General features: G+C 36.6%; 21 protein-coding genes. 2 read left to right on the forward strand and 19 right to left on the reverse strand.

Annotated features, from left to right (window positions below):
• Positions 1 to 74 precede the first annotated feature (74 nt).
• A complete protein-coding gene (locus D7Y06_RS07480; protein ID WP_016284770.1) occupies positions 75 to 269 on the reverse strand; it encodes an HTH domain-containing protein in 195 nt (64 codons plus the stop codon).
• A gap of 246 nt (positions 270 to 515) precedes the next feature.
• Here D7Y06_RS07480 and D7Y06_RS07485 point away from each other — a divergent pair, with 246 nt between their 5' ends.
• A complete protein-coding gene (locus D7Y06_RS07485; protein WP_016306478.1) occupies positions 516 to 998 on the forward strand; it encodes a helix-turn-helix domain-containing protein in 483 nt (160 codons plus the stop codon).
• Between the two features lie 455 nt (positions 999 to 1,453).
• On the opposite strand, the gene D7Y06_RS07490 is transcribed toward D7Y06_RS07485, so the two are convergent.
• The 6 genes from D7Y06_RS07490 to D7Y06_RS07515 form a co-directional block, all read right to left on the reverse strand.
• Entirely contained in the window at positions 1,454 to 1,831 is a 378-nt protein-coding gene (locus D7Y06_RS07490; RefSeq protein ID WP_120407189.1) for an SdpI family protein, read from the reverse strand.
• Positions 1,832 to 1,936: 105 nt separating this feature from the next.
• Positions 1,937 to 2,251 carry a hypothetical protein gene (locus tag D7Y06_RS07495; RefSeq protein ID WP_199714663.1) on the reverse strand — a complete coding sequence of 105 codons (315 nt, stop codon included), beginning with the start codon at positions 2,249 to 2,251 and terminating at the stop codon, positions 1,937 to 1,939.
• 22 nt (positions 2,252 to 2,273) lie between these two features.
• Positions 2,274 to 3,623 carry a plasmid recombination protein gene (locus D7Y06_RS07500; RefSeq protein ID WP_120407190.1) on the reverse strand — a complete coding sequence of 450 codons (1,350 nt, stop codon included), beginning with the start codon at positions 3,621 to 3,623 and terminating at the stop codon, positions 2,274 to 2,276.
• Positions 3,624 to 3,894: 271 nt separating this feature from the next.
• On the reverse strand, positions 3,895 to 4,863 hold the full coding sequence (locus D7Y06_RS07505; RefSeq protein ID WP_120407191.1) for an AAA family ATPase: 969 nt from the start codon (positions 4,861 to 4,863) through the stop codon (positions 3,895 to 3,897).
• A 109-nt stretch (positions 4,864 to 4,972) separates the two neighbouring features.
• On the reverse strand, positions 4,973 to 6,046 hold the full coding sequence (locus D7Y06_RS07510) for a site-specific integrase (protein ID WP_120407192.1): 1,074 nt from the start codon (positions 6,044 to 6,046) through the stop codon (positions 4,973 to 4,975).
• 14 nt (positions 6,047 to 6,060) lie between these two features.
• Positions 6,061 to 6,261 carry a helix-turn-helix domain-containing protein gene (locus tag D7Y06_RS07515; protein WP_120407193.1) on the reverse strand — a complete coding sequence of 67 codons (201 nt, stop codon included), beginning with the start codon at positions 6,259 to 6,261 and terminating at the stop codon, positions 6,061 to 6,063.
• Positions 6,262 to 6,432: 171 nt separating this feature from the next.
• Between D7Y06_RS07515 and D7Y06_RS07520 the strand changes: the two genes are divergently transcribed.
• Positions 6,433 to 7,056, forward strand: coding sequence for a helix-turn-helix domain-containing protein (locus D7Y06_RS07520; RefSeq protein ID WP_120407194.1), 624 nt, complete (start codon positions 6,433 to 6,435; stop codon positions 7,054 to 7,056).
• 514 nt (positions 7,057 to 7,570) lie between these two features.
• On the opposite strand, the gene D7Y06_RS07525 is transcribed toward D7Y06_RS07520, so the two are convergent.
• The 12 genes from D7Y06_RS07525 to D7Y06_RS07580 form a co-directional block, all read right to left on the reverse strand.
• Positions 7,571 to 9,031, reverse strand: coding sequence for an ATP-binding protein (locus tag D7Y06_RS07525; protein ID WP_120407195.1), 1,461 nt, complete (start codon positions 9,029 to 9,031; stop codon positions 7,571 to 7,573).
• A 61-nt stretch (positions 9,032 to 9,092) separates the two neighbouring features.
• Entirely contained in the window at positions 9,093 to 9,356 is a 264-nt protein-coding gene (locus D7Y06_RS07530) for a DUF6429 family protein (RefSeq protein ID WP_120407196.1), read from the reverse strand.
• Between the two features lie 81 nt (positions 9,357 to 9,437).
• Entirely contained in the window at positions 9,438 to 9,872 is a 435-nt protein-coding gene (locus tag D7Y06_RS07535; RefSeq protein ID WP_120407197.1) for a hypothetical protein, read from the reverse strand.
• A 20-nt stretch (positions 9,873 to 9,892) separates the two neighbouring features.
• The gene (locus tag D7Y06_RS07540) at positions 9,893 to 12,628 is read right to left on the reverse strand and encodes an ATP-dependent DNA helicase (protein WP_120407198.1); all 2,736 of its coding nucleotides are present in this window, start codon (positions 12,626 to 12,628) and stop codon (positions 9,893 to 9,895) included.
• A gap of 150 nt (positions 12,629 to 12,778) precedes the next feature.
• Positions 12,779 to 16,489 (reverse strand): KAP family P-loop NTPase fold protein, encoded by a 3,711-nt coding sequence (locus D7Y06_RS07545; RefSeq protein WP_120407199.1) that lies wholly within the window; start codon positions 16,487 to 16,489, stop codon positions 12,779 to 12,781.
• Positions 16,490 to 16,564: 75 nt separating this feature from the next.
• The gene (locus D7Y06_RS07550) at positions 16,565 to 17,998 is read right to left on the reverse strand and encodes a restriction endonuclease subunit S (RefSeq protein ID WP_120407200.1); all 1,434 of its coding nucleotides are present in this window, start codon (positions 17,996 to 17,998) and stop codon (positions 16,565 to 16,567) included.
• Entirely contained in the window at positions 17,995 to 19,410 is a 1,416-nt protein-coding gene (locus D7Y06_RS07555; protein ID WP_120407201.1) for a type I restriction-modification system subunit M, read from the reverse strand. Before D7Y06_RS07555 ends, D7Y06_RS07550 begins: the two co-directional genes overlap by 4 nt.
• A 1-nt stretch (position 19,411) precedes the next feature.
• Entirely contained in the window at positions 19,412 to 22,162 is a 2,751-nt protein-coding gene (locus D7Y06_RS07560) for a type I restriction endonuclease subunit R (protein WP_120407202.1), read from the reverse strand.
• Positions 22,163 to 22,208: 46 nt separating this feature from the next.
• On the reverse strand, positions 22,209 to 22,394 hold the full coding sequence (locus D7Y06_RS07565; protein ID WP_016299148.1) for a hypothetical protein: 186 nt from the start codon (positions 22,392 to 22,394) through the stop codon (positions 22,209 to 22,211).
• Between the two features lie 111 nt (positions 22,395 to 22,505).
• Complete coding sequence (locus tag D7Y06_RS07570; protein WP_120407203.1) at positions 22,506 to 22,859, reverse strand: TnpV protein; 354 nt, start codon at positions 22,857 to 22,859, stop codon at positions 22,506 to 22,508.
• A 16-nt stretch (positions 22,860 to 22,875) separates the two neighbouring features.
• Positions 22,876 to 24,270 (reverse strand): relaxase/mobilization nuclease domain-containing protein, encoded by a 1,395-nt coding sequence (locus D7Y06_RS07575; RefSeq protein WP_120407204.1) that lies wholly within the window; start codon positions 24,268 to 24,270, stop codon positions 22,876 to 22,878.
• Positions 24,219 to 24,560: a plasmid mobilization protein gene (locus D7Y06_RS07580; RefSeq protein WP_120407205.1), complete on the reverse strand. Its 342-nt coding sequence runs from the start codon at positions 24,558 to 24,560 to the stop codon at positions 24,219 to 24,221. The genes D7Y06_RS07575 and D7Y06_RS07580 overlap by 52 nt, the downstream gene beginning before the upstream one ends.
• Positions 24,561 to 24,888: the final 328 nt, after the last annotated feature.

A 24,888-nucleotide genomic window follows, 5' to 3' on the forward strand; every position in this document is an offset into this window, starting at 1 on the left:
AGGTCTATTAAGGTTACCCTTTTCCATGAAAATCTTTTTCATTTTCCTCTTGACATATTACCAAATTGCTTTCCTTAGCTTATTGATAACTCATAACCGTACATTTTCTTTGCCCAAAATGCCCTCGGAATACGTCCTGCCATTGTAATATACCCCTGTCCTGCAAGTTCCTTGTTCAGTTCTTTTACAATCTTGTAGGCATGAGATTTTGAACAATTTAACTCTTTGGCTATATCTTCCGCACTCAACATATAACGGTAGTTTGCCACACGTTTGTCCTCCTTTCCCCTTTTAGAAATTCATTACACTATTTGTATTTCTTTGTTGTACGAATTTCGTATATTTATATTAGCACCTTATCCAAACAATGTCAACACTTCGTAAAAATACTTTTACGAACTTCGTATTTACATTTTTCTTATTTTACTCTTTTATGTTTTTCGTATATGTGGTATGATGATAAATAGGATTTATGCTTTTCGTAATTATTCAACATAAGAAAATAGGAGGTCACTATGGGCGATGGAAAGAAACTGAAAGAAATACTTGACAGTAAGAACACAAATGTCCGTCAGATTGCAAAGGCTACTGGAATTAGTGCTACAACACTATATTCTATTATTCAAAAGGATTCCAATATCCGATTTGACTTTGCCTTGCGATTGGCAAACGAATTAGAAATTGATGTGAATGAGATATGCGCCGCCAGTCCATTCTCCGGCGCTATTACCGAAGAAGAAATATATCCCACGCTCCCCGATGGACTGAATGGCGCTCTTGACGGAAACAGGGTAAAAGTATATCTGAAAAATTCCCTATATCCGCTTATGTACCTGTTTGGGAAAAACAGTATGCCCGATGTGGATAACCTGTTGACTTCATTTTATCAGTTAGATGATGAAGCAAGAAAGGAAGTAGTGGAAACGATACAGTTCAAGTTACAGTATCACAAAGACAAAGAACGGGCAGAACAGGTAAAGCAAATAAAAGGTTGGTAAAAAGACAAACTCCGATGAAACTTGGCACCACTTTCATCGGAGTTCTTTTTTATGGCACCGTTTTGGCACCGCTTTACATATTTTCACTGTTGCAAAGTTTCAAAAAGGGCTTCCCGATTTCTCGGAAAGCCCCATAAAATCTAGCTTTTTACCAATTACTCAATAATCGTAGCCACACGACCAGACCCAACAGTCCTACCACCCTCACGAGCTCTCGGAAATGAAATCTGAATGTTTTTCCTTGTTTTTGCTACTTATTATTCATCATATTATCTGATTTGACACTATATTTTTACTGTTCTGAAAAATTTTAGAGCCAAAATAGAGCCAGCAGCAAAATACCGATTTTCTCCTTATCCATCCTTATTACATGGTGCTAGCACCATGTATAAATAACATTAACAAGGAAAATATCAATTCGTTATCCTCCACCACTCTAATCAACAAACCGGAAGTTATCTACGTGTTCCGTTATCATTGAAATGCTTTTGCAAAGCTTTCTCTGTCGGATAAATTGATACAATCAAAATAATACATTGAATTGTTACAAGAATTCCCCCTGCAACCCCAATCGTACTTTCATCACTATGATATAACGGAATATGTATCAAAGCAGATGGTATCATCATTAACCATCCTATTTTCCACCAAAGTTTTCCACAATAGTCGTGAGCAAATTTCCATGTATCCATATTTTTCATCGAACGAGTTGTTCTGTATCCTAACATACCATTTATATGTTTTGGACAATGTTTCCACATCATTCTTCCACCTACAACCATAACAATTGGAGTTAATAAATCACATATTAACATAAACCACCAAAACCACATAAAATCCACCTCCCAAAATTCCGATTTGTCCATTTCATTATATCACTTCCGTTCCTCATTTACCACAAAAATATAGGGCGCAGCAACCACCGCGCCCCACATTTATTATCGTTCTAACGATTTCTCTATTTTCCACTTCTGCCCTTTCAAATCGGTTTGCTTCTCATACAGATTATTGCGCTCTTTGCAAAGTTCTTTCATGCGCTCCAACTGCGCCCGCACTCCCTCCCGGCAGTCCGGCTCTATCTTCTTATATTCCCCGGTCAGATTGCGGATTGTATTATTGTTTTCCTTTATCTGCTCCGAAAGGCATACCCAGTCTATCAGATTTTGCACTTCCTTGTCCGTTTCATAAAGGTCTGTTTCTGCTACGATTTTAGCACACAGCCGTATCATTACTTTCTTTTCCATATCCGTCATAATCCTATCAATCCTCACTTTCCTATCGGCTCATTTCAAACACACGTTTCGGGCGTTTATTTGCCTTTTCTATCTGTTCTAATGCCTTTGACCGTTCCAATATCAACTGTACCTGTTCTCTACCTAAATGACACTCCAAACGCCTCAAATCAGACGCTTTTTCCTGCAATCGGTCTATGGTGTCGCTCTGCTCCATGACCTTATCTGTCAAGCGACTAATCTGTATTTGTTGCTCGTCCACTTTGGCGGCAAATTTCTTGCTTTGCTCTGTAAGCTGTACGCATTTGATAGTCAGATTTTTTACCACCTCTTTTAATTTCTCCACAAGCGGTAAAGCCTTTTTGTCCCGGTATGCCTTTGCGCTCATCAATGCCCCCGGCTCTGACAACTGCCATTTTTCATCTTCATCATAGGCGTGTATATTGCGCTCCATGACTTCCTTTGACTGTACCATCTTGTTAAGTTCCTGCTGTAACTTTTTCTGCTGTTTTTCCAATTTCTCATTTTCAGACAGCAGCTTTTCCTTATCTTCCGTCAGTGTTTCCGTCTGCTCTTTCAAAAGAAGATTTGTTGCGGAAAGTTCCGATACTTCCTGCCGGATCGCTTCTCCCTCTTTCCGTATCTGCTCCGTTTCCTGTCCTGCCGCTATCTGCTGATGAAGAATAGAGGATAATTGCTCTTTACTGCCGGAGATTGTCTGTTCCAGTTCTGCAACCTCTTTCTGCCGCTCCTGCTTCTCAAAGTCGAGTACAGACAAATGCTTCTCATGTGTTCCCTTTTTCTCCCACTCAATATCATGCTTTAGCATAATCTCCGCAAGCTGTTCTTTCTCTGCCGCTACCCACTGGTTACGTTCCGTTTCGCTCCTTGTGCCGCCTTTGAAGCCGAGTTCTGCCAGTGCCTTTTTCAATGATACTCTTGTTTCAAGCCCTCTTTTGCTTCCAATCGTATAAGGTATGAAATCTATATGCAGATGTGGTGTTGCTTCGTCCATATGGAGATGTGCCGAAAACACTCTCAATGTGGGATTGCGCCGCTGAAAATCCTGCATATATTCATCAAGTATTTTTGCCGCAAGCTGTCCGTCCTCTGTCTTTGCCCCCATATCGTCCTTGTTGCCTATCTGTAAAATAATTTCATGGAATGGCTTCTCCTGCTTGCCGGAACAGATTTTCTCATAATAATCATCAATCCGGCGGTCACTTCTAGTCTGCTTCTCATTGTACCGGTCAAGTGCTTCATCAAATAATTCGTGGTAAACATCTTTGATATTTTCGTTGCAGTATTCCACATTCAGACAGCTCCGCTCCGGGTCAGTGTTCTTTGCGTGAAATTTTCTGCTATTGTGGTTGACAGAGCCTTTCCCTGTCATAACGCTGATAGTCCGCTTCAATCAATTTCCCTTTCTCCCTATCGGGTAATGAGCGCCGGAAACGGCGCATAGCCTTTGTTACTTTCTGCGAAAGTAACGCAAAAGCACTTTCGACACGCTCCGCTTTATCAAAAGTGCCTTTGCGCCCTGCCGGGGGCTTTCCGTCCTTACGGACGGTGCGGCTTTTCGCCGCCTTATTGCCGCCACGCTTCTAATCAAGGTGGCAAGATTACCCTATCTTTAGAAAAGGTAATCTTGCTATCTTCCTTTGTTACAAAGTCCAGTACCATTGATTGCCTACTTTCACGCTATCAATGTTCATTTCCTTTTTGGCGTTCCACAGCGTTTTCTTCTTAATACCCCTCTCCCTTGCCGCTTCTGTAATCTCATTACAGGACAACTGCCCCTCTGCCAAAATCTCCGCAAGAAATGATTTTGCGTCCTTTGTTTTCTGCCCTCTGCTTTCGCCGGAAAGTAATTCCTCAACCGTAATATCATAAACACCCTCCCAAGTAAAACCGTTGTCCTTATCCATGCGAAACGCTATTGAAGTTCCCTCCGGCGCAAGACTGCTCTTATCATGCGCTATCACACGCAAAGTCTTATCGTCCTTTATTCTGCCGACTACCAACACGCTCCGAGCAGTAGCTTGAAAATCTATTGAACCCAATCCCCGGTAAGTAGATTTACTTCCGCTTGCCTTATTCATGTGACCGATAAGGACAATCGCACACCCGTATTCTTCCGCAATATTTCCCAACTGCTTCAGCACTGGTCTGATTTCGTTTGCCCGGTGCATATCCACATCTGCGCCCAAATAGGCTTGTATCGGGTCTAACACAACCATTTTTGCCCCGGTTTCCTTGATTGCCCGGACTAGCCTTTCATCTGTCATACTCAAACAATCAATACTTTCATCAATTACCAACACCCGGTTACAGTCTGCTCCTGCTTCTAACAATCGGGGCTTTATGGTATCTTCCAAACTGTCCTCAGCGTTCTGATAAATTACATTGACTGGCTCTCTACCCTCTGCTGTTTCCTCACAGGGAAGTGCTTCGCCTTTTGTGAGAAGTGCCGCAAGGTGCAAAATAAAAGTGGTCTTTCCCTCCCCCGGATCGCCCTGCACAATCGTCAGCTTTCCATAGGGAATGTAAGGATACCACAACCAATTTACTTCTCTTGCTTCTACATCTTCCATGTTGATTAAACGATAATTTTTCTCTCTTTTTTCTTCCATTTGCGTCCTCCACTGAAATAATTCGATTGAGTTTCGGCAGAGCCTTTGTTATACTATATTTGCGAGATATAAATACAACAGGCTCTGCCTTTGTAGTGAAATGTCCTTGTCAATCGGCAGGGGCATTTTCATTTCTTGCGGCATTTAACATATCTGCCACTTTCTTTTGCTGATTAGGATATAAATGCCCGTAAGTATTCAGTGTGATTTTAATATCCCTATGCCCTAACCGTTCTTTTATAATCAAAGGTTGTACGCCTTGATTGATAAGATATGCTACATGGCTATGGCGTAAATCATGTACCCTAATCGGCTTTACTCCCGATTTCACACACTCACGTTTTAGCTTGTGCTGTACCGCTTCTGCCACAATCGGGAACAGTCTTTCATTATCCGGCAGACCATAACAACGGTTCACATACATTTCAATCTCTTTTGTTAAAAATTGCGGAATGTCAATCACTCTAACCGACTGTTCCGTTTTCGGCGTTGTAATAATATCCCTGCGTTCCGTTCTGTAATAAGTCTTAGTAATGCTGATTTGGTTGTTCTCAAAATCAACATCTTCTTTTGTTAAAGCCAACATTTCCCCCTCTCTGCACCCCGTCCAAAAAAGAATTTCAAATATCACATAATATTTGCTTTCCCGGTCAATGCCGCTGATGAAACAATCGTATTCGTCTTTCGTCCAAAAGTTCAGCTTGTCAGCGTCAGACTTCCCCATTTTCTTAACCTTTTTACATGGGTTATTGTGGAGATTGTAAATGTTACTTGCATGAGTAAACAATGCTGTAATCTGATTTTGCACCATACGCAAATAAGTCTGCGAATACCCTTTTGCTCTAATAGCGTTCTGCCACTGGATAATATCAGAGGGGCTTATTTCGTTCATTTGCTTATTCTCGAAATAAGGTAATACATGGGCTTCTATCATATACCGCTTGTTTTTTATCGTGCGCTCCTTTAGTTCTCCTGCCTTATCCCGGAAATACACATCAACAAATGCGCCTAACATCATATCCATATTGGCAGATGTACTTTTCAGAAATTCTCTTTCCCACTCCAACGCTTCTTTTTTCGTGGCAAAACCACGTTTCTTTTTGTGCTTCTTCTCCCCTTTCCAGTTTTCGTAATAGCATTGAGCAGTCCATTTCCCGGTCTTTTCATCTCTTGAAGCAGACATTCCTTATCCCCCTTTCATGCGGTTTGGTTCGGCTGATTGTAACCGTAAAACTTTGTTTCCCAAAATGCCTTTGGCACTTTCCCGGCAACAACAAGATAGCCTTTGCTCTGTAATTCTTCATTTAATTCTCTTATCAGTTTGTAAGCGTGTCCTTTGGAAACACCCAATGTTTCCGCAACTTCTCCGGCAGTCAATAAGTAGTTCTGTCCGTTCATGCAATCTCTCCTTATCATTTATTCCACTATTTATTAGCGTTAATGATATTCTAGCACCCTCTATCATTTATGTCAATAATTTTTATTTGCATTTTTTATATTTATTATTGTTGTCAATATTTATTGGAAGTGCTATACTATAAGAAAGCAAAAAAGAAAAGAGGTAACGGCATGGATAATACAATTCAGATAGCAGAACGGATAAAACAACTCCGTAAAAATCTAGGTTTGAACCAAAGTGAATTTTGCAAAAAGCTAGGCATAAAGCAATCCACCCTATCCAGTTATGAAAACGGAACGGTATCTCCGTCCAACGAGGTACTTTATGCCATAGCAAAACAATACCACGTTTCTTTGGATTGGCTTTTTGGCATTTCAGACAATGAATTTTCTTTATCGTCTATGGGCGATATTATCAGTTTTCTTTTAGAATTGAACGAATTAAAAGAATTGCGCTATGAACTGGAAATCAACGATAAATTTTTCAATGACATAGAAACCGAAGATAACCGTTGGTATGCAAACATTAAATTCTATGGGAACGAAAAAGGACATTTATATAATGCAGATATGTGTCAATTCCTTGCTTCATTGAATGAGAGCCGGGAAAGTTTTGAAGCCTACTTTACGCCAAAGGATATGTTTGATATATGGAAAAAACAGAAAATTGCTGATTACTCCACCTTGCCAGTGACAAAGAAAGTGTATGAAAATATAGACAGTGCTACAAGAATGAAACTCCGAAATGAACATTTGGAGCGGCAATTTAAGAAGAATCAGAGTGACAGCGAATAAAAATAGAGCCATTTTAGAGCCACAAGCCATTTTCAATGAAATTTCGGCAAGTGGCTTTTCCTTTTGTTCGCTATTATTTTTAGGCATTAAGAAACCGCAACCCCTTGATTTTTCAAAGGATTGCGGTGCTTATTTTTATTATTTGGCTCTAATTACAAGATTACTCAATGATTGTAGCAACCCTACCAGAACCTACTGTTCTACCACCCTCACGGTTTTCTGTGGTGGAAATCAGGGTGATTTTGTGTGATTTTCAGGGCTTTTTCGGCGGTTTTTTCTTTGATATGCACCCTGTATCTGAGGTTTTTGGATTTTTTGTTATCATGGTGTTATCACGGAGCGAATTGTGTCTCGCAGCATTGCACCCTTTTGCCACTTGCCAGACCAACTGCGAACTACTGCGAATTTACTGCGAAATCTTTTTCCTAAGCTGCATCCACGAAAAAAACCAAAAAATCATATAATTAAAGATTTTGCCTTATCTAACTGCGAACAACTGCGAATTTACTGCGGACTATATGTTCAGCGAATATGTCAATGCCGGATCATGTTTATTACCATTCATTTTTACTACCCCGATTTCCAATAAATTACTAAGCTTTTTATTAATAGTCCTTCTCGTTTTACTTACCATCACAGATAATTCCGTAGCGGTAATACAGCTTCTGCTTCCCATAATTGTAACAATGTCCTTTTCAACTGCATCCAGCTTGTTCCAATATTCCGCCATTTTCTTTTCAGCAGTCTCAGTTTGTCTTGCCGTTCTTGCAATAATATTGTTCCTTAAAACCAATTTTACCGTCTGTCCGCTAGGCTCTGAATACTCCGGTGCTTCAAGAAAATAGTTTTCCATATCTGAGTATATACGTTTTACTCCCTCATTTAGTTCTTTCACAATGCCAAAATCTGCTAATACACGAGCCATGCGAGGATTTCTCGAAAAATTTGTAGTCCTAATATTGTCAACAGTCACAATATTAGGCAATTTGCCGGGACTCTCAATTTCCAGTCTGTCATCATACATAGTAACTTTAATGTATTTTCCTTCCATAGCATATTCACGATGGGCAACAGCATTTACAATGCCTTCTGCCCATGCAAACGGCGGATACTCTTCTACAGTTTTAAAATTACCCGTTTCTGAATCTAACGAAGTAAACTCTCTTAATTGTGCGGCAATAAACCTTTTTGCTTCTTCTACAATTTTCAATATCGGATATTCAATGTTGGTATCTTTAATCATATTCATCTGCGTACCAACACCCGCCGATGTTCCGTCATAACGTATAAAACGGATCCTGCAATTTGGATAAAATTGATATACATTTTTCGCAAATAATAATACAGCCGCATTTGTCAAATACTTTTTTCCATTTTGCTCTTTATAAAAACCTCTTGAAGATAGTAATTGCTCTGCCAAAATATCCGGACTTCCAAGAATTTCTTTATATTGCTTTATTAATTCCTCATCCAAATCAGAAATCTTTACATCATGATTCAATTCATCTTCATAATGTCTGGCTCCTTTGCTATACTCTAACTTTCGCAAATCATCGCCCTTTAACTCCCGTTTTCTGTCACCGATACGCAAAAATACAGAACCGTTAGCGGTGCTGATTACTCTATCGACACTTGGATATATATGCAGCAACAATAGTCTGTCCGGTTGTCCTTCCGCATTTTCTATATCAAGAAATTCCTCTTGATATTCCGGTGTAGGATTACAGCAATCCATAGGAGCATTAATAAAATTATTAATTTTTTCCGCCCCTACAGCATTGATTCCTTCCAATCGGCGCGTTTTATCACTGATACCAAATACTATTGTCCCTCCATCTGCATTTGCATATGCAGATATCTCATCAGCAATATCTGACGGTTTCAATTGTGCGGATTTTCGATCAAAAATTTTATTTTCATCCTCATGAATCATATAATCTAATGTAAGAACCGGATTTATTGAAGATTTTATCATACATCTACTTCCTTTATATAGTTTTTAATAGTGATATCTTTGCATTCTTAAGCATTACATCTTACCAATCTTCTACACCATACTTCTCCATAAGCTTTTTTGCCTTCTCCTCGCCTTCTTTTGTAATATACATGGATTTTGACCGATGGGAACCCTGCCTTATGTAATCTTTTTCATCAAGCCGGTTCAGAACCTCAAAATCATAACCCTTCCATGCATATTTACTATTTGGGTCTGCCATCCTGTCTCTTTCCGTAAAATGAGATAAGTAAATCAACAGCATTGTCAATTCTTCCATTGCTGTTTTTGCATCTGTTTTGTCCATACTAATCCCCCTTCTAATGTTTTTCGAGTTTATACTCGATTGAACTCGAATAAAAACTCAATCATAACAAATACATCTCTTCTATAAAAGCAATACTTCAATTTCATGCTCACTAAATACACCTGATTGCTTTAATAACTTCTTAAAACACGCCTTTATTGTCTCTTTTGCCACACAATGCTTTGCTTCATTCAGATATATAAGCCCTATCACAATTTCCAATTGCCTTGCCACATCTTTTTCTGATACATTTCTATAAAAATCTTCATCTACCCGTCTAAGCTGCACGCCATTAGCCATTGTAAACAATTCTGGATGTTTATGTATGTATTCCTGCAACACATTCCACATTGTCTGCTTGTCCTTCGTTTGCAGCGCATCCTTTATCTTACGTGATTTTAATTTAGATTGCGCGGCAACATCACGTGTTTTTTCAACTGCCTTAATAATGTTTTTACAGTATGTGATTACTTTTTCTTCATCTGTACACATTATATTTTGCGCATATTGTTCCATGTTCCTATCCTCATTATAGATTAAACTACCCGCCTCTTAATAATTTTTAATCCTGTCCGTGCCGAAAAAATCTTTGCATCGTATGATGTTTCATCATTTATAAAACTATCCAAAATTTTTTTCTGCGACTCTGGTGTCCAATACACCTTCAAATTTTCCCTTGCTCGCGTAATTGCCGTATAGAAAATATTATGTGTAATCATTTCATCTACTTCTTTCGTAATAACAATTTTGACTGAATTGTACTCTAACCCTTGCGCTTTATGAATGGATACCGCATAAGCAATTTGGAATGGTACATTAGTTTCTGCATCTTCATCATCGTTATCATCATCTCCGGCATTTTTCTTTTTTACTGCAAGTCTTACAACTGACTTACCCGGATTTAATTTTGGCATAAGTTCAAGTTCTGTTCCTGAAACATGGATGCTATTTAACACCTTGTCAATCTCAATGGAAAAGAGCACCCTGTTCTCCTCTTCCTCAATATTTACTATTTTTCCTCCAAGATTATTATATAGTATAGGATCATATTTTGAGGAATCACTAAATAAAATCGGATCACCTATTTTATATGTCCAAACTCCTAACACAAATGCTTTGTTCGGATTATCACTTTGCAAAAATCTGTTAATATTATTGATTCCATATAAACCATCATAATTAAGGCACAGAACAATTTCACTTTCTGATGTCCGCTCAAATATTGACTCATCTAACTTTGTCGTATATCCACAATGTCCCATCCATTCAGTAATATTATCTTGATAATTGCGCACCCTACTCCACAGTTCTTGTAATTGCTTGTTTTCTGTCCTATAGAGTTCTGTTAACTCATATTGTGCTTTTACAGGAACAAAATATCTTGCCAAATTAAACCAATTTCCGAACTGAATTGATTCTATCTGATAAATATCCCCCACCAAAACTAGCAATTTAAAATTCTTTTTTCTAAGAACTTCTATCATATCGCGATTGCTAACCATACTACATTCGTCTATAAATAATATATCCACGGTTTTGTCAGCCGGATATGAATAAATAAACTTCTTAATGGTTAAATATTCACCGCTATTGTCTTTAACCCTTCTTCGCAGGTTCTCTACTGCAGGATGGGTATTTGCTATATAGACCTTAGAACCGTCATTCCAAAACTGTGAAATATGTTTTATCAAAGTTGATTTGCCCGTTCCTGCTGCCCCATAAATCATTGCAAGGCTTGAGTTCTCAAACATTCTAAGCAGGATAGCCCTCTTTTCGTCACTATCTATCACATTCGGATTCTCTATAAGCCAATCTTCCACAGAGGCATTATAATCAACCACTCCTTCTTCTGTTAAAGAAATCAGGTTTTGAATTATTTCTTTTGTATCATCCTCATAGCCTTTCACAAAAAGATTTTTACCCATAATTTCCAGTCTTCTATTTTGATGCTTTCTGTATAGACTATCATTATAAATCTTTACCAATTCATCAATATTCTCAAATTTTGCCAGTTCATCTGTTTTTGTATATAACTTCGCATATGTATCTGCATTAATATTGATACGGCGAGCTAGTAATTCGTGTTCTCTTCCTTCTGATTTTATGCATGAAAACAAATCATATATTGATGGGTTATGGTTGCAAAGGCTTGAATTGAATGGCATTTCCTCAAATGGGAGAACTTTAATATCTAAATAAAGTCCCTTCATTCTATAATTTTCTTCCTTCGACAACTGCGCTTTTATTATTTTGTTATTAAGACCGTATAACAAATAGCGGACACTATTACTTCCTAACCTATTTGTTCTTATCCAATCTCTGGCTCTATCAAAAATATCACATAGAACAATTTTTTGTGCCTTTTCCGTAATTCTTTCTTTAAATGCCTGATACCTTCTATCTGAAAATTCCAGAATTTCAACTAAATTAAGCCCTGTTCTTGATATATAATTCATTAATCCAATATATTCCGAAAGATCGCTACGCACCTCAATATTATATCCAAATATTTTTGCAAAATTTTTCAACTCACATGGTCTTATAGATACGCTCCATGCAGTTACAATCTTAATCGGCATAAATTTTCCAGATATTTCGATGATATCATCATCCAAATCTACCTTTATCGCATAATTAGCCGGAATCTTAAAGGCTGAGAATACCACCAGCTTATTAAATTTACTTGACTCATCATTTGTTGGAATTAAGGTATTTTCGTAATAAACATGATGATTCACAAAAAATGGTTTTGATTTTTGCACATAAAATCGTTCACTATATGTCTCATGAGCTCTCTGATAATGAACTTTATCCAATTTCTCCACAATTTTTTCATAATACTGTTGCAGTGTATCATCCAAATCAATCGGAAACTTGTCTATATTGGAAAGAATCTGTATCTGATATCTTCTATAAACAAAATCTTTAATCTGTAGTAAGTATTCATAATATTTTAAAAGCAACCGTTCTGCCCCATCATTATCCGGCGTATAATGAGAACGCGATTCCTGCAACAGTTGATGGAACTTCCTAAGAAAATAAAATTCATTGCTTGTCTTTAAAAATTCAACAGCCTTCGGTATTGTATCATAATCTACAAAAGCATTTTCGTGTTGCTCCGCATACACCCTGACTGCAATATGTTCCACAAGGTTACGAAAATAACTCAGCATATTCTGTGCAACCTTATCTCTTGTCTTATACTCTAAATCGTCTATATTCTCACATATTGCCTTATCATCTGTTTTTATGTATTCATCTATTGTTTTCATATCGTCATCTGCTTTCTACTCCAATATTTTTAATTGCACTTCCTTTATCTTTTTCTTATGCCACTTTCTATGGCAATAGTCAAATACCTCGCAACAAGTTACAGGTTATTTACTGAAATCATGAAAACATCGCATTGACGTATAAATATTCTACGATAAATATGACCTATATTCCTTCAACTCGCTTTCATCTAATTTGCCTTTCATCTTCCTGCCAAATCCTTTGTCCTTAATAATAACAGCACACTTTCTTTTATTTTCTTCACTAGACGATTTTTGAAAAATTTCAGTAAGTATCATACATAAATTTTCTCGTTGTTTAGCAATTACTATATGCGTCAAATTACTAATTTGCACAAGAATTTGAGTACATATATCTTTTTCAAAATAATTTTCTAACAAATATCTCATAATATTTACAAGTGATTCAATATTGTTTTCTGTTACATCACTTTCACAAAATTCCAATAAGGAAATTAAATCATTTTTGCTTATACTTTCCTTATTTTCATTAATACGATAAAGCAACGCTTGAACAGAATATTTCTCTGACTTTGACAAGATTTTTACAAGCTTTTCTTTGTGTATATCGTCTTTTCCCCATTCATCAGAAATAATCTTTATAATAACACTCACTTCACAATTATCAATAAACTTTGTCAGTTTAGTGCTTGCATTATCTTCATCATATTCAATGTTCATCAACTTATGAACCAATTGCGCAACTTTTCCTATTTTTGAAAACTGTGCATTTAATATATTAATCACATCATCTGGATTAGTTGATAAGTCTATGTAATCAACCAAAAAATCAACCAATTGAGTTAAATTATCATTTTCCTTATTAAACAACTCTATTCGCCCAGTTATGATATCATAAATAACAGCATATGTTCCTTTTGTAACATACCCTAATACAGTGCCTATATTTTTACACCAAAACTCTTTACTATTTAACTTATTTACTACTCTATAAGCATTAAGTGCGTTATCCGTATCAGTAGCAATAACTTTCAAAAGTACAGTACTATACTTATCAAGAACACTTTGCGAAATCTTATCTTTATATGCGCTTACTACTTGAATAGCAAACAGTAAATAATTATCTTGGTTATAATAGTTTGCCGCTCCAGATATAATATCTTTTTCAATAACATTTATTGCTTCTTTATCATAATGATCATCCTTTGATAAATCTACTATTAAATCACTTATTATTTTATACTCCCTGCCAGACGAGTATCGGCACAAATTATCTAAGTTATTCCAGAATGTATCCGTCTGCTCTTTCGTATATCGTTTTAAAAGTCTTCTAACGTCAGATGCATATCCCTCTTCTTCAAAAGCGTACTCATTTAATCTACCAATTGTTTGCGGCAGCATATCTAAAGTATTATTATTTGAAAATGTTTCAATCATATCTGAAAATTCTATCTCTCCTACAGTATCCGAAAAAAATACATCCATATTCTTTCCTTCCTCAGCATTAACTGTATATGATAATTTTGATAGAATTCTGTACCCATAAATTCCTTTAAGATTTTTTACCCCCACTGAAGCTATCTTGATTGCAATATCTTTTGCATTCTGAATTTCCTTATATTCCATTTCACTAATTGATGCATCCAACATCTTATGCAGTATTGGATACTCATAACATGGTTCAAGTACATCTGCAATTTCCATAATAGAGTTATTCTCTAAAAAAGCACTGAGAACATTTCCAAACTGCTTAATCATTGTATCATCAAAATCATCATTATCTGTGATATGCTTTGCAATTTTTTTCACGTACTCTTTCCCATATACGTTAGCAAAATAATTGATTTCCTCACCTGCCGCATAATCTATGACATCTTGCACTCCTGACTCATCTGATATCATCCATTCTTTGGTATAAATTTCAAATTTGTTTAATACCTCTTCTGACAGTTCATATTTAATTCGAGAAATTTTATTGATTAAGATAACCCTATTTTTATAATTTCCATCCTGCTGATTCCTGTTTAATGCGCATTCAACCAAACCGTTATATCCATCATCATTTACCTTGTGACATACCGCTACCAAATTTTTTTCATTTATTAAATCATATCTAAAATCACATAACGAACTTGAAAGCTCTGGAATTCTTTCCGAAATGGAAAATGCCAGTTTCTCCCTATCATCTTCAGATATAGCATCATAACAGTCAATTGCAGATAATACAATATTCCCCATCATCGGTGACTCATTATATCTTAATTGTTCAATAAATAAAGAAATCAAAATTGGTGTTTCACCTATCAACTGCTTTACGGAAACAAAATTACAGCTTTCAATTGCAGCCATAAAGTCTTGCTGTTTCTGATCTCCGACCAATACCCCTTCTTTGGTCTGTGACATATACAAATACGGGGTAATATTGTTATGCCCTAAATTCTCAGTAAATATCAAATAATTAACCAACGGCTCATACTTTTTCTTAAGCACATTCTTATCATCAAAATAATTTTTTAATAATTCCGATGATTCTTTCTCGCCATTACTTCGGTGAACTTCAAGTATCTCATTAATAACATTTGCATCTTTAAAAAGTAAATCATAAAATTCATTATAATCTGACTGCAAAACTGATATTTTGGCAATCGTCTGTAAACCTATTTTTTCAGCAGCAAATCCTTCCGCTACTTTTTCCGCCTGTTCCCGATCTCTGGCAATCATTACATTTTCAACAAATGCGTTAATTATTTTTTTCACTTGTCTTGGAGTTGAAACACCACTATGTATTAGTATTTTCCCGACTATTTCTTCAAAGAGTTCATAATTATCATTACAATACTCTCTAATGAAATCACTGCAATCATTTTTGCAAATTTCAAAAGCATAATTCCTCATATCATATTTAATCAACTGTGGCAAATACATTTTATATTGAAAAATTTTATCTAAAACCATTTCGCCGTCATACTCATTGCCAAATGTACTAATTCCATTTATTCTTTTTGTCTTTAAAGCATTTTTAAGTATTTCATCATCAAAAGGTACAATAAATATAAACCTATCATATTCCATAAATAATTTTAATGCATCTAATGCCTCTACGATTTTTTCTGCACTAAGCCTATCCAAATCATCTATTACAACAATTATCCTTTTTTCTGGATTTATTTTATAATATTCCTGCAGTAAGTTTTTTAAATACATTTCATAGTCCGCTTGTGTCTGTAGCGGAAAACTTATTTCATAATTTTTATAAGCAGGTTCATTAAGCTTATCCATAAATAACTTACCAAGCCAAACAACTAACGGTATAATCAATATGCTTCCCATATTTTTACAATACCTCAAAAATGTTGATACCCAAAACTGTGTTCCTTGAAAGGCAACTCCATAAAAGCCATTACTAAAATAGCAATAGATTATAAATGCAATTATTGAAAGTACAATTGCTATAACAACAAATTTCAAAAACTTAAGAATTCCTGCATTTTTTCTTGAAGTGCTATTTGCATCCTTCAACATTTCTTTTACTGTATCACTGTAATCTTTATGGAAAAAATTAAAGCTTAATACTTTTCGTTCACTGATACCTTCCCATAATTCTTTTAAAAATGCTTTTCCTATTTCATCTTTCTCATATTTCCATGCATTAATATCACATATAAGAAATTCTTTATTCCTATCCTTTTTTCTCAAAGGCGCAAGTGCCATATTAACTATGGAAGATTTCCCCAATCCCCATTTCCCGATAACAGCTATATTAAAAGGAACTTCATTATGTTCTATAAGCTTTCGCAAATTGTTTGCAAAATCCTGATATCTAAATAAATCATCATCAATATTATTAAGTGATTTGTCTTTCAAAAAATATTTTTTCATTATGTATAAATCCCTTCGTACTGTTCTAAAACTAATAATTCATTCAAACATCTAAACTGTTTAAATTAAATTCAGTCACATTGCAGCAAATGCTAATATTTTATTCAATTTTGATACAATTCTTTGTTGTTCTTCTAACGGTGGCAAGGGTATCAGCATATTTTTACATCTGCCAGCACTAAATCCATCTTTATCGCCTACTGTATTTCCTTTTATATACTTCTGAATATATGGACTGCAAATGCAGGTATGAACATAAAATCTCAATCTTGGATCAATCATTCTAACAATTAGGATATGTTGGTTAATACTCCCCTTTGTAAAATCATCTGGAACCAAAGCACATCTACCAATAGAGCCACCCGTAATGTTAAGAAGAATATCCATTGGCATAACAGTACTGTTTTCTCTTGTTTTAAGCAATTCCTCTGTTATATAAACCAACCCTTCTTCATGAATTCCATCATTATAGATATTTTGTTCTCTAAAAAAGCTATATCCTTTCTCCACATAGACATTTGATTTATTTCCACCTGCTGGAGTATTACCAGATGATATTTTCACAGAAATGTCTCCCAAACGTACCCATTTCCAATTTGGTGGAATGTCAAATGGTATCTCAGTCTCCGCTATTTCAGGTAAGACTTTTTCTTTCTTGGCTTTACCTTCTTGCATTAACACAGTCTTTTCTGCTTGCAACTTTGTATATAACTCCTCTGCTGTTCCATCTTCTAGGCGCTGTTCCGATAACTTGCCCTGAATAGCTGCGTCAAATAATTTATTTCTTAATGTCTCTACATTAAATAAATATTGAGATTGATATTCATCAATAGTATCTAATACACTAAATATTTCCTCAATTTTATCTACAATGCGATTTTGTTCATTTTGAGGTGGTAATGGAATCAAAGCATTTTTTAATATTTTCTGTGTAATTTGATTAATTTGCTTTGTATCATCACTATTAAAATATCTTCTAAATAATTGAGTATTTAGATAATGATAAACATACCTATAGCACGGTGTTCTGAATATTGCCATAAATGCTCCAAAAGCCACCTTTCTTGATGTTTCTTTGAATATAGCACATTTTCCAACAAGCGCTTTGCTTCCGTTCCTAACGCAAATGACGATATCATTTCTATTTAAATATTGATTTTTGCGAATTGGACAATTTACTTTAACTAAATCTGTATAGTCTATTTCGCCATTTATGATATTACTGGAACGAATTACAATTATTCCATCTTTAACAATATCCTGTGGGTGATATGTTAATCCTATATTTGTATATCCAATATCCGACAATCTACACCAACTCCAATTAGTCGGAATTTCAAATGGAATTTCATCTTTCTTCCAAGTCTCCGCATGAATCTGACCATGTAAATCTTCATTAATTCTTGAAATCAAAATATCTGCTGATTCCTCTGTAAAATCTTGTTTTACAAGTTTTCCGTTTACTGCTAAGGATAATACTTTATCTCTAATCACATTCGTATCTATCAAAAAGCTACCCCTCCTAATATCTGCTTAAGCAAAGCAACCGACTCGGCAATTCCATCCGCTTCTATCTGCATATCAGTAAGCACTTCTGGAATCGTTCTCTCATCCTTCTCTTCCAAATCAATCCACTTAAAATCAAGATTATCTGCACCTTTAACTTCTTCCTCGGAAAAACACCGCCACCGTCCATTCGGATTATCAATACTATAAGTAGCAACCCTGTCATGTTCATGACCAACACAATAGCAATCCACAAATTCCTGAAGATGCGCTCTCGTCATGGGTTTTGCTGCTAACGTATGTTTAATACCCGTTCTATAATCATAAACCCAAATTTCCTTAGTTGCTTTCCCCTTCTCAAAGAAAAGCACATTTGTTTTTACACCATTCGCATAAAATATACCAGTGGGAAGTCTGAGAATGGTATGAAGGTTAAAATTTTTCAGAAGCTTTTCCCTTACTTTCTCCGTAGCTCCCATATCCGTAAGAACGCTATCTGGAAGCACCACTCCAACACGCCCGTCTTTCTTTACAATAGACATAATATGCTGTAAAAAATTGACCTGATTATCAGATGTCTTTACAAACTCAGGTCTATTGACTGCAACCTCCACGCTGCCCTGCGGTCTGGTTCCAAAAGGCGGATTTGCCAGTATTACATCAAACATTCTGTCAGATGTATCTATCAAAGAATCCTGATATGCAATAGGACTCTTATTGATGCCAATATCGTGCAGATATAAATTCATAGAAGCAAGCGTTACAACTAAAGATGTATTATCCGCTCCAAAGAGCGCATTGTTCTTCAAAAACTGCTGCTTTTCTATATCCTTGCTTTGACTCTTCATGTGTTCATAAGCCGCAAGCAGAAAACCTCCAGTACCACAGGCGGGATCTGCAACTGTTTCTGTAATTTTAGGATTGACTACCTCAACAATAGCCTGAATCAATGCTCTCGGCGTAAAATACTGACCTGCTCCGCTTTTCTTGTCCTGTCCGTTTTTTTCAAGAATTGATTCATAGACGGCACCTTTAAAATCTCCTTCCATCATATACCAGTTCTCTTCACTTACCATTTCTATGACTTTAGCAAGCATAACCGGACGGTCAATCTTATTCGTTGCCCTTGTAAAAATAGTTCCGATTAATCCTTCATCCTTTGAAAGCTCCCTCAATATTTCTTCATATTTTTCAACAAGATCCGTTCCATTAAGACCAGCTAAATCCTTCCACTTATATCCCTCGGGAACAGTACTGTTAAGCCCAAGTTCTTCTTTCTCCTCATCCATTTTTAGAAAAAGAATATATGTAAGCTGTGTGATATAGTCTGTAAATCCGACACCTGCCGCTGCCAAAACATTCGCTATATCCCATACCTTTTTCAATAAAGCTGCTTCATTTTTTTGATTTGCCATTTTAAGCCACCTTTAATATAATTTTTGATAAAGCTGACATTTCCTCTTTTAGCGTTGATACACCGAAAATTGTTACAGCTTTTCGCCATAAATCCGTATCTGCCTCATTCAATTCTGCCACAGAAATTGCCCCGCCATCTATCACATATCCTGCAATCTGTCTCATAATCTGCTCCTGCTCAATTGTTAAAATACGTTGATTCTGTCCACAATACAGATTAAATCTCTGCCCATATCCTGTAAAGAGGCTTGTAAGTTTCTGATTTCTCTTATACGCATAACGCACTATCTGAATTAAATGTGTTAGTGCATTTATATTTGTTTTAATATCAAGTTCTTCAACCTTACCTTCCGAATCAAGAAACTTATAATTTTTCCATATCTGATAGATACCATACTGTTTGTTTTCTGCAAGAAGCCTATCTCTTAGTTCTACAAGCATAGTATGCGTAATTATGATGTCCTCCGAATTATAAAGAATCCTAAGTGCCTCGATGCTATCACGATTCTCATTCAAATATTTCTCAAAATTTTCAATATAAGTCTTGGCAGATTCTTTTGAAAAGCCGGCATAGATTACTTTATCTTTATCACTTGCTATTGCATAATATCCCCGCTGCATTTCAAGCAGTTTCTTTCTTGCTGGAATATTACTAATCAATCTATAGATAAGCCTCATTCTCATAGAATTATCTCGTGAAGGACTAATATACTCTACCATAATTCCTTCTGAAAATGCGTTATTGATATCATTCGCCACTGTCCTTGGTGCAAAACCATAGGTTGTTATAAAATAATCAAGATGTCTTCCAAATAATACATCATTTTCATAACGCCTGTTAATTGTTGCACAATAATCTCTAAGAAGCATTAAGTTCTCATCACTGACTTCATTATGTGCCAAATGTTCAAGAAGCTGTTCCAAACTCAATGTCCTCTTTCCGCCTCCAGAAGTCGCTATTGGATGGGGTATATTTTTCTCATGTTCTGTCACTCCGACAGCATCTACAATGTAATAACATTCTTTCGTATCGGCATTGGGTGTCACTTCTTTCAACTTATCGTCGCTGATTATGCGACACCCTCGTCCCTTCATCTGTGTATAGAGCACATCGGAGTTTACGTCTTTCATAAAAAATACAACTTCCAATGGCTTCACATCTGTTCCCGTAGCAACTAATGTGACTGTTACAGCGATACGAAAATCTTTCTCTGTTCTTAAATCTCGAATAAGTCCATTGGAATCTACTGATGAATAAGTAATTTTTTGCACAAAATTCTCCGGAACTTTCCCATTTTCAAACTCGTTCTGAAAAACTTCTTTTGTCATATCGACAATTTCTGTAGCATGGTTATCATCCTTGGCAAAAATCAATGTCTTGGGTATGTATTCCCATTTTTGTTCCCGTTCCGGATATAATTCTGTATAGATAGCATTTTTATAAGCCATCAATACCTTTCTTATCTGATCCCGATTAATAACTGACCTGTCCAACTGTATAGGCGTATATTCTATTGGCTGTGTCGCTGTATATGTGACAGGCTCATCCCTGCGACGTGGCGTTTCTATAATTTCTGTTCCAGCCTCAATTATTCCCCCATGCTCAGTAACATCTGTCATTATTCTATAGGTTCTTGCTGGTACGTTTACGCCATCAACAACAGAATCATCATATGTATACATTTTGATAATGTTATTATTAAAGAAGCTGTATGCTTCTGGCGTGGGTGTAGCAGTAAGACCAAGTATTTTCGCATCTGAAAAGTAATCAAGCACTGCTTTCCACTTTCCATAAATAGATCTGTGACATTCATCCACAATAATTAATTGGAAATAATCTGCTGGAAGCTTCAAATCATTACCAAGCTGAATGCTTTCTGCTGATTCCTGTTCTTCCTCTTTCTTTATGTTCTCATCTTCAACATCCTCATTACTTTCTTCCAGCGCTTGTCCTGTCAAGACTGAAAAAAGCTTCTGGATTGTTGAGATAATAATATCTCCTTTGATATCCTTTTCCTTTTTTAAACGCCTTATCTGATATAACGAACTCATAGTCTGACGATTTTCCGTCTTGTCAAACAGGCTAAACTCCGACTCAGTTTGTCTTGCAAGGTTGTTTCTATCGACAAGAAACAAAATCCTCTTTACCGATGTATAATTCAACAGGCGATAGGATGCCAAACACGCCAAATATGTCTTGCCGGCGCCTGTAGCCAGTATCGCCAAATTCTTTTTATTGCCAGCCTTAATTGATTTTTCAAATTCTATTTCAGCATCATATTGACAGTCACGAAGTCCTCTTTTCTCAAGCCTTGGCAAAGCGCCATACTCAGATACCTTGTTTATAATCTGCAACATTTTCTTAGGAGAATGCATTTCAGTCAGTTCTTCATATTCACTGTCCGAAATGAGCATATTTTTATAGCAAATCTTGTTTCCATTTGCCATATACACAAGTGGGATTAGGCCTTCAAACCACAAGCCATACCATGACTGCAGATGAACTGCATATCTTTCGGCTTGTTTCTCTACTTCTTTTCCTAATGGATCAGATTCCTTCTTTGCTTCTACAACAGCTATCGCTTTATCTTCCACAAAAAGCAGATAGTCACTTTCTGTATTTCCCTGCATTAATGCTTCCTTAACCGCTGATGCACTATTTGGGATATATTCATGTCTGGAAACAACATCCCACCCAGCATTGACAAGCTGATTGTCTATTTTTATGCGTGCTCTTTCTTCTGGCAACATAGTAATTGCACCTTTCATATTCTAATTCAAACTGTATATTTTATAATTATCGCTTCATATATTTTTTAGTCTTAATCCTCTTATCCGCTGGTTTCTCGGCGTCTTTCGGAATAGCCCAAGCATGACCAAATTTTATAGTGCCTTGTATCATACCCTCATTACATATAGTCTGTACTCGCCTTACTGAAAGATTCCATTTTTCTGCAGCTTCTTTAATTGTAATGTATTCCATACTTTCGCTCCCCCAAAAAGCAAAATATTCCATTAATATTATAAGCGCAAAAACGCCGGATATCAACAAAAATATATACAAACATGGAGCAGATTTCTCTGCTCCGAAATTTTACAGACAGTATATAATTTCTTCCCTCACAATCTCCTCTGCCCTCGCCCGAATATTATTCATTCTCCGCACCCAAAGCATCTGATTCTGCGCTTTTAACTGCTCCGTTACTCCCTCCTGTTTTGCCATCTGCTCTATCAGCAAATCGAACCTTTCCTCCGCCTGTTCTTGTATCATCAGCAGATGCTCTTTCAATTTACCCGATAACAATAACCCCGAATAAATACCTCTCCTATGATTCTCTACATAAGATTTCCGCATCAATTCAAACTTTCTCACCTCTCCCGCCGGCTCCGGATCAGGAATTAAGTTCGGTATCAGATAGTCTCCACATTTTTCATAAGTCAAATTCATAAACTTTTCCTCTCTCCTATAAACTCATATCTTGCTTTTTGTGCTGCTTTGTCGCTTCCTGTTTGTCTTTCTCAATCCCTAAATACTGCCTTATGTTCTTCAACTGCTTATCCGCTTCCATCGCCTCCTTTTCTGCTGTCTGATATGTTTTCTTCAGTTTTGCCTTTTGCGCTGTCATTGCATCATATTCCACCTGCATCTTTTCCACATCTAAAGATGCCATCTTTACTCCGTACCTCTTCAACATATTTTCAGCGCCACCAAATAGAATAATCTGTGTTTCATGGCTTCGGAAATAAGCATCCTGATCCTTCGCTTTCTCATATCCTCTCTGGTATTTCCTGTTTGCCATATACTGTTTTGCGTATTTTAGGATTTCCGCTTTAGCTTTCATCTCATGCTCCAAATCCACAATCGCACTTCGTGCCTCTTTTGCCACAGCACTTCTCTCTAATATTTTCTGTTTTAGTTCCTCTACGGAACCACCCTCTGCATAACTCGCCGCAGCAATCTTTAAATTCTGTATATCCGCCCAATGCTTTAACGCACCATTCTCTTGAAACTTCTCCTTGTCTGTATCAATCAAAGTCCGCTTTGCATCCGGTCGCTTTGGAAAGGGAAATTTCTTTTTTACAGGGAATTTTTCCTGTGCCCTTATACGTTTTTCGATCCTTTCTCTGATTGATTCTTTCGTGTATCCCACACCGAAATTCTTTTCACTGACACGTGTAAAACGTGTCTGCCCCGAAGCAGAAAAAGATAAATATTTCAGCGCATTATCTCCAAAAGTTTCCCCTTTTACCTCATATCCTTTTGTCTGCATCTGGCTGATAAAATCTTCATAGCTGTGCGCATCACGAATGGCATTGTCCATATCAGATTTCATCTGCGCTTTCCACGAAGTTCCCGCCTCTGCCATCTGCCACTCATAATGTGTCTTTCCTTTTTGTCCTGATAGAATAATGACCGACAATCCATGTTCCCTGCATAGTTCGTCTGACAAATTCCGTATCTGCCTGTATGTACGCTTACAGTCATTGTATTTTTTATGTTCCACATTATCAACCGCACAGAAAATGATATGGTTATGACAATGCTCCTTGTCGATATGCGTTGCAATAACGTAACTGTATTTATTTTCTAACAACTTATCCGCAAGCTCCATTCCCACCTGATGAGCCATATCGAAATCCACTTCCCCCGGCGCAAAGGATTGGATCAGGTGGAATGCCTGCTTATTTCCAACACCGGAAGATTTTGACAATGCATCCATGAAATCATAATGCGCTGTCTCTATCCCACAGGCAAAGGAATCTATCAAAATCTGTCCATCAGTTTTCTCTGGATTGCAGATATATTTTAATGCTTTCTGTACGGTTGCTTTGACAGCATGGATTCGTGTGTACGCCATACCTGTTTCATCAGCTCCTTTACTTCTTCCATATCTTCCCGATAAATATTACCTGTAGAAATTATCCTTGTCGCTATCTGGTTCAGGCTTTTGCTGATTCTGCTTAGATTGACATTGTAGTCGTGCAGTTCCGAGTAATCTACAAAGTAAGTATATCCATACAATATCAAATGCCGGAGATAATCGTTTTTGTTCCTGTACTCTGCATTTTTACATTTGGCATCTAAAATATACTTCTCATCATCACTCAGGCGTAAAATAAGCTGATTCTTTCGATTTCGTTTTTCCATTTTCAACCTCCATCGTTCCATAGATTGACTAAAAATTGATACCATTGTTTTCTTGCTCTGCATTCCGTTCTTTATGTATTTCATAAGGGGTTAGGGGATTTTTCCCCTACAAGCAGCAAGCGGATTGGATATCCAATTTGCAAATGTGTAAACGTTGCAAAATCGCTATTTGGATATCCGAATCCAGTGCTTGATATTCTACTTTTTAGCAAATTTTCCAAGGGTCATTATTGCATATTTTCTATCTCTGCGCCCGCGCTTCATTTTTTGTAAACAGAAAAGCTTCTGCCATCCTGCTCCTAATACGGTTCCTAATTGGCACCCAAAA

The sequence above is a fragment of the Roseburia sp. 1XD42-69 genome (genome assembly GCF_003612565.1).
Classification (GTDB): Bacteria; Bacillota; Clostridia; order Lachnospirales; family Lachnospiraceae; genus Roseburia_B.

What these genes read in the sequence shown, in the direction of transcription:
- D7Y06_RS07485 (WP_016306478.1), top strand. Translation starts at nt 516, where the DNA reads ATGGGCGATGGAAAGAAACTGAAAGAAATACTTGACAGTAAGAACACA.
- D7Y06_RS07490 (WP_120407189.1), bottom strand. Translation starts at nt 1,831, where the DNA reads ATGTGGTTTTGGTGGTTTATGTTAATATGTGATTTATTAACTCCAATT.
- D7Y06_RS07495 (WP_199714663.1), bottom strand. Translation starts at nt 2,251, where the DNA reads ATGACGGATATGGAAAAGAAAGTAATGATACGGCTGTGTGCTAAAATC.
- D7Y06_RS07500 (WP_120407190.1), bottom strand. Translation starts at nt 3,623, where the DNA reads ATGACAGGGAAAGGCTCTGTCAACCACAATAGCAGAAAATTTCACGCA.
- D7Y06_RS07505 (WP_120407191.1), bottom strand. Translation starts at nt 4,863, where the DNA reads ATGGAAGAAAAAAGAGAGAAAAATTATCGTTTAATCAACATGGAAGAT.
- D7Y06_RS07510 (WP_120407192.1), bottom strand. Translation starts at nt 6,046, where the DNA reads ATGTCTGCTTCAAGAGATGAAAAGACCGGGAAATGGACTGCTCAATGC.
- D7Y06_RS07515 (WP_120407193.1), bottom strand. Translation starts at nt 6,261, where the DNA reads ATGAACGGACAGAACTACTTATTGACTGCCGGAGAAGTTGCGGAAACA.
- D7Y06_RS07520 (WP_120407194.1), top strand. Translation starts at nt 6,433, where the DNA reads ATGGATAATACAATTCAGATAGCAGAACGGATAAAACAACTCCGTAAA.
- D7Y06_RS07525 (WP_120407195.1), bottom strand. Translation starts at nt 9,031, where the DNA reads ATGATAAAATCTTCAATAAATCCGGTTCTTACATTAGATTATATGATT.
- D7Y06_RS07530 (WP_120407196.1), bottom strand. Translation starts at nt 9,356, where the DNA reads ATGGACAAAACAGATGCAAAAACAGCAATGGAAGAATTGACAATGCTG.
- D7Y06_RS07535 (WP_120407197.1), bottom strand. Translation starts at nt 9,872, where the DNA reads ATGGAACAATATGCGCAAAATATAATGTGTACAGATGAAGAAAAAGTA.
- D7Y06_RS07540 (WP_120407198.1), bottom strand. Translation starts at nt 12,628, where the DNA reads ATGAAAACAATAGATGAATACATAAAAACAGATGATAAGGCAATATGT.
- D7Y06_RS07545 (WP_120407199.1), bottom strand. Translation starts at nt 16,489, where the DNA reads ATGAAAAAATATTTTTTGAAAGACAAATCACTTAATAATATTGATGAT.
- D7Y06_RS07555 (WP_120407201.1), bottom strand. Translation starts at nt 19,410, where the DNA reads ATGGCAAATCAAAAAAATGAAGCAGCTTTATTGAAAAAGGTATGGGAT.
- D7Y06_RS07560 (WP_120407202.1), bottom strand. Translation starts at nt 22,162, where the DNA reads ATGTTGCCAGAAGAAAGAGCACGCATAAAAATAGACAATCAGCTTGTC.
- D7Y06_RS07565 (WP_016299148.1), bottom strand. Translation starts at nt 22,394, where the DNA reads ATGGAATACATTACAATTAAAGAAGCTGCAGAAAAATGGAATCTTTCA.
- D7Y06_RS07570 (WP_120407203.1), bottom strand. Translation starts at nt 22,859, where the DNA reads ATGAATTTGACTTATGAAAAATGTGGAGACTATCTGATACCGAACTTA.
- D7Y06_RS07575 (WP_120407204.1), bottom strand. Translation starts at nt 24,270, where the DNA reads ATGGCGTACACACGAATCCATGCTGTCAAAGCAACCGTACAGAAAGCA.
- D7Y06_RS07580 (WP_120407205.1), bottom strand. Translation starts at nt 24,560, where the DNA reads ATGGAAAAACGAAATCGAAAGAATCAGCTTATTTTACGCCTGAGTGAT.